This window comes from Candidatus Desulfolinea nitratireducens, from assembly GCF_982879505.1.
Map to the genome: position 1 here is coordinate 1 of NZ_CEYOSI010000214.1, position 3,974 is coordinate 3,974.

Here is a 3,974-nt window from a genome sequence, read left to right on the forward strand (position 1 = left end):
CATCCGGACTTGTTCGTGTTATGTCCCCTTTTTCCGCTTTCATCTACAATGTATTGACAATGGGTTTGATCTTCCCCTGGACCTACCTGTGGGCACCTGGTGCTCTTCCGGGTGGCAAGATGGTTTGGGGTATTTTGCTGGCAATGGTGATTGAGATTCCCATTGCCTTTGTGTATGTATGGCTCTCAACTGCATTGCCGCGTTCTGGTGGTGACTATGTCTTTCAAAGCCGGGTATTTGGCGGAGGTGTAGCCTTCACCGTCGTTATGTCCGGTTATGTGATTTGGATCCTTCAATGGGTAGCCCTTTCAGGATGGTTGCTATCATATCTTGGTTTTGCTCCCTTATTTTTGGGGTTGGGCGCAACAACCGGAAGCGCAGCGATGTCAAGTCTTGGGCTATGGTTCACCTCCTCGAACGGGATCGTAATCACAAGTATATTGAACGCTTTTGTTGCCATGATGGTTTTGATCAGTGGTTTTAAGAACTATGTACGTTTCCAGGCTGTAATGATTGTCGGCACCCTGGTTGCCTTCTTAACAATGCTGATTGTGCTCTTTATGGGCAATCCGGCTACCTCAATGGGAAAGATCGATATATTTGCGGAAGCGATCAGCGGCACAACGAATTTCGTACAAACAGCAATAGATGCCTCTGTGGCGGCTGGGGTTGATTTGAATCCGCCCTTCAGTTTGTTGGCTACTTTACTGATCGCCCCAATTGCCTGGACCTCCTTGCAATGGGCAACCTATAGTGCCCAGCAAAATGGCGAGATCAAGAATGCCCGCTCATTCAAAAGCCAAGCCTACATTATCGTCGGTTCGTTAATCTTCACGGGTATTTTCCTGGCCATCTTGGCGGCTGCGCTGGAAAAAGCAGTCGGCACTGAGTTCCTGTATATTGCAGGAGCAGGCTATTGGCTAGGTCTACCCGAAGCAACTATCTCCGGATTCTGGTTGTGGCCCAATATAATCGCGGTTGCACTTTCGGCTAGCCCGTTCATCATCGTACTGATCGGTATTGGGTATATCTTGAATTCCCATCAGATCGTGCACAACTGCTACATCGGCATGACCCGTGTGATGGTTGCCATGTCTCTCGACCGCCTACTGCCCGAATGGGTCAGCAAAGTGGATGAAAAGCGTCATACGCCTGTGAATGCGCATCTCGCGTACTTTATTGCCAGCATCCCAGTGATCCTGGTCTACAATCTATGGGGCCCCTGGACCGGTCTGACACTAGGTGTGACCTTCGCCTGCGGATATGTATTTGTCATCACCTGCCTGGCCGGGTCGCTTTTGCCCTACCGTGCAAAGGATGTATATGAAGCTTCGCCAGGCGCCAAATACAAGATTGGTAACACACCGATGATTACTGTCTTGGGTGCGATCGGTTTCGTACTTGGTAGCGCAATGGTTCTGATGTTTATGTTCTATCCTCAGTTGGGTCTGACGAGCAATCTGGCGTATATTGTTGTGTTCGGCGTTTTGGCGTTCTCAGCGATCTGGTACTTACTCGCTAAGAATGCGCAGAAAGCCAAGGGTATTAACGTGGAATTTGCCTTCAAAGAGATACCACCCGAATAGATCTAAATATTGTTGTTTATCTTGTGGTCAGTGTTCTTTGAACACTGACCACAATTTATTTCTGTTATGTCCAGGAAAAGAGGTTGTGATGTCAGTAATTGAAGATGCTATATCGAAAATTGAGGACTGGAAGGGGAGAAATGTCTCCTTTGAGCCTCTTTTGGGAGGCCTGACAAATCCAAATTATAAAGTAAATGTAGATGGTATCCCTTTTTTTGTTCGCGTTCCAGGGGAAAGCACCGAGCTATTGGCTGTAGATCGAAAAAATGAATACACCAACTCAAAAGCGGCTGCCGAAGCTGGAGTTGGACCAAAAGTACTCTATTATTTACCTGAATTCAAGGTGATGGTTTTGGAGTTCATCGAGGGGGAAACCATGTCTAAGGAAGCGTTGAATGCACCCGGTATGCCAACTCGAATGGCACAGGCCATAAAACAACTGCATGGCGGCCCTCGTTTCTTGACAGATTTTAATATGTTTCGCATCACGGAATATTATCTCAAGCTTTGCAATGAACGCAACATCCCCATTCCTGACGGATATCTTGATAGAATGCCAACTATTGAGCAGATCGAAGAGGCAATGTCCGATAATCCGTTGCCAACTGTTCCCTGCAACAATGACCTGTTGGCAGAGAATTATATTGACGATGGAAAGTCTTTACGTTTGATTGATTACGAATACAGCGGGAATAATGACCCCTGTTTTGAATTGGGAAATACGTGCCAGGAAATGGAATTTGACGAAACGCAGATTCAAGAGGTCTGTGCCGCATATTTTGGAAGCGTATCTGCCAGTAAGATCGCACGCATGAAATTGAACATGGTTATGTCGGATGTTGGCTGGGGGCTTTGGGCTGCAATTCAAGAGAAGATCTCCACGATCGAATACGATTTTTGGGGCTGGGCAATTGAAAGATGGGGAAGAGCCGAAGAAAAGATGGATTCAGCCGAGTTTTCTACCTGGTTACTGGAAGTTCAATCATAGGTGAGGTTATTTTGAAGTTTTTAATAAGGATACAGCATCAATTTGCTGCATCCTTATTAATTTGCGGTGGAGATTATAAAAATAACCTTAAAACCATCGCAATAGTTTGCAATACTTTGTCTAGTTTGCTACAATGAATAGGCAAAGTATTGCAAACTCTTTCATAAAATCCTGTTTTTCACGGAGTTAAATGAGTAAGAACCTCATTCCCGCTCAACGACGTAAGCTGATTCAGGTATATATCAACGCTCACAAAATCGCCAGTGTCGCAGATTTGAGTGGGGCTGTAGATGTGTCTGAGGCAACTATTCGGCGTGATCTGGAGTGGCTGGAAAAAGAGGGTCTGTTAGAGCGGACATACGGGGGAGCCATTCTTAATCAACGCATGAATCTGGAATCGGATTATGAACAACGTGCAATCAGTTATCCTGAAGAGAAGCGAATGATCGGCGCACATGCTGCATCTCTAATTGAAAGTGGGGATATTGTTTTTATCAACAGCGGCACCACAACGGCACAAATTTTTCATCATATTCCAAAAGATGCAGATATAACTGTTTTTACAAATAATACGATCGCCGCTTTTGAGATCGGCAATGAAGTTGGATATGAAATCGTACTTCTGGGTGGGAGACTGAATAACAAAGTCAATGCAGTGACTGGTAGTTTTGCGATTGGCTATCTCTCACAAATCTATGCGGATAAAACATTTCTTGGCGTAGATGGGATCAGCCTGAAGTACGGCTGCACAGTCCCAACTAACCCGGAAGCTGAGATCGTGCGCATGATGATTGCGCGGACCAGGGGTCTCGTGGCTGTTGTTACAGACCATTCAAAATGGGGGATGGTCTCCAATTTTGAAGTGGCGAAAGTCGACCAAATTCATCAATTGATCACAGATGATGAGCACGATTCGGGAGCTTATGATGCGCTGGTTTCCAAATCGGTGGATGTTGTCATCACCAACCCTCAAAATACCGATTAGAAAGGTAAGGTGAAGTTGTGAAAGACCAAGCACAAATAGTTATTGTAGGTGGAGGAATTGTCGGTGCGCAGGTTGCGTATCATCTTGCAAAAATGGGGAGAAGCGATATCATTCTTGTGGAAAAAGGTGATATCGCTAGCGGGGAATCTTCCCACGCTGCAGGGCTGGTAACCCAATTTGCCACCTCGCAGACCATGTTGAAGTTCCGCATGTATAGCATCGAACTTTACAGTGAATTGGGTTTATTTGACCACGTTGGGAGTCTACGCGTGGCATCCAGCCCTGAGCAACTTAAAGATATGGAGCGCAGCGTCAGTCGTGCCAAAGCGCTGGGGTTGGAATGCGAAGTCATCGGTCCGGATGAGGCAGTCGAGCATATGCCGCAAATTACAGATAAGAGCCTGTATGGCGGGAT

4 protein-coding genes are annotated in these 3,974 nt (G+C 46.1%); all 4 read left to right on the plus strand.

Going from position 1 to position 3,974, the window contains the following annotated elements:
- A partial coding sequence (locus AC3DOM_RS14835) for an amino acid permease (RefSeq protein WP_487919822.1) occupies positions 1-1,586 on the plus strand: 1,586 nt, incomplete at its 5' end.
- An 88-nt stretch (positions 1,587-1,674) separates the two neighbouring features.
- Positions 1,675-2,574, plus strand: a complete 900-nt coding sequence (locus tag AC3DOM_RS14840) for a phosphotransferase (protein WP_487919823.1) — start codon at positions 1,675-1,677, stop codon at positions 2,572-2,574.
- Between the two features lie 190 nt (positions 2,575-2,764).
- Positions 2,765-3,559 carry a DeoR/GlpR family DNA-binding transcription regulator gene (locus tag AC3DOM_RS14845; RefSeq protein WP_487919824.1) on the plus strand — a complete coding sequence of 265 codons (795 nt, stop codon included), beginning with the start codon at positions 2,765-2,767 and terminating at the stop codon, positions 3,557-3,559.
- A 17-nt stretch (positions 3,560-3,576) separates the two neighbouring features.
- Positions 3,577-3,974: NAD(P)/FAD-dependent oxidoreductase (locus tag AC3DOM_RS14850; protein ID WP_487919825.1), on the plus strand; the 398-nt coding region annotated here is incomplete at its 3' end.

What these genes read in the sequence shown, in the direction of transcription:
- AC3DOM_RS14840 (WP_487919823.1), top strand. Translation starts at nt 1,675, where the DNA reads ATGTCAGTAATTGAAGATGCTATATCGAAAATTGAGGACTGGAAGGGG.
- AC3DOM_RS14845 (WP_487919824.1), top strand. Translation starts at nt 2,765, where the DNA reads ATGAGTAAGAACCTCATTCCCGCTCAACGACGTAAGCTGATTCAGGTA.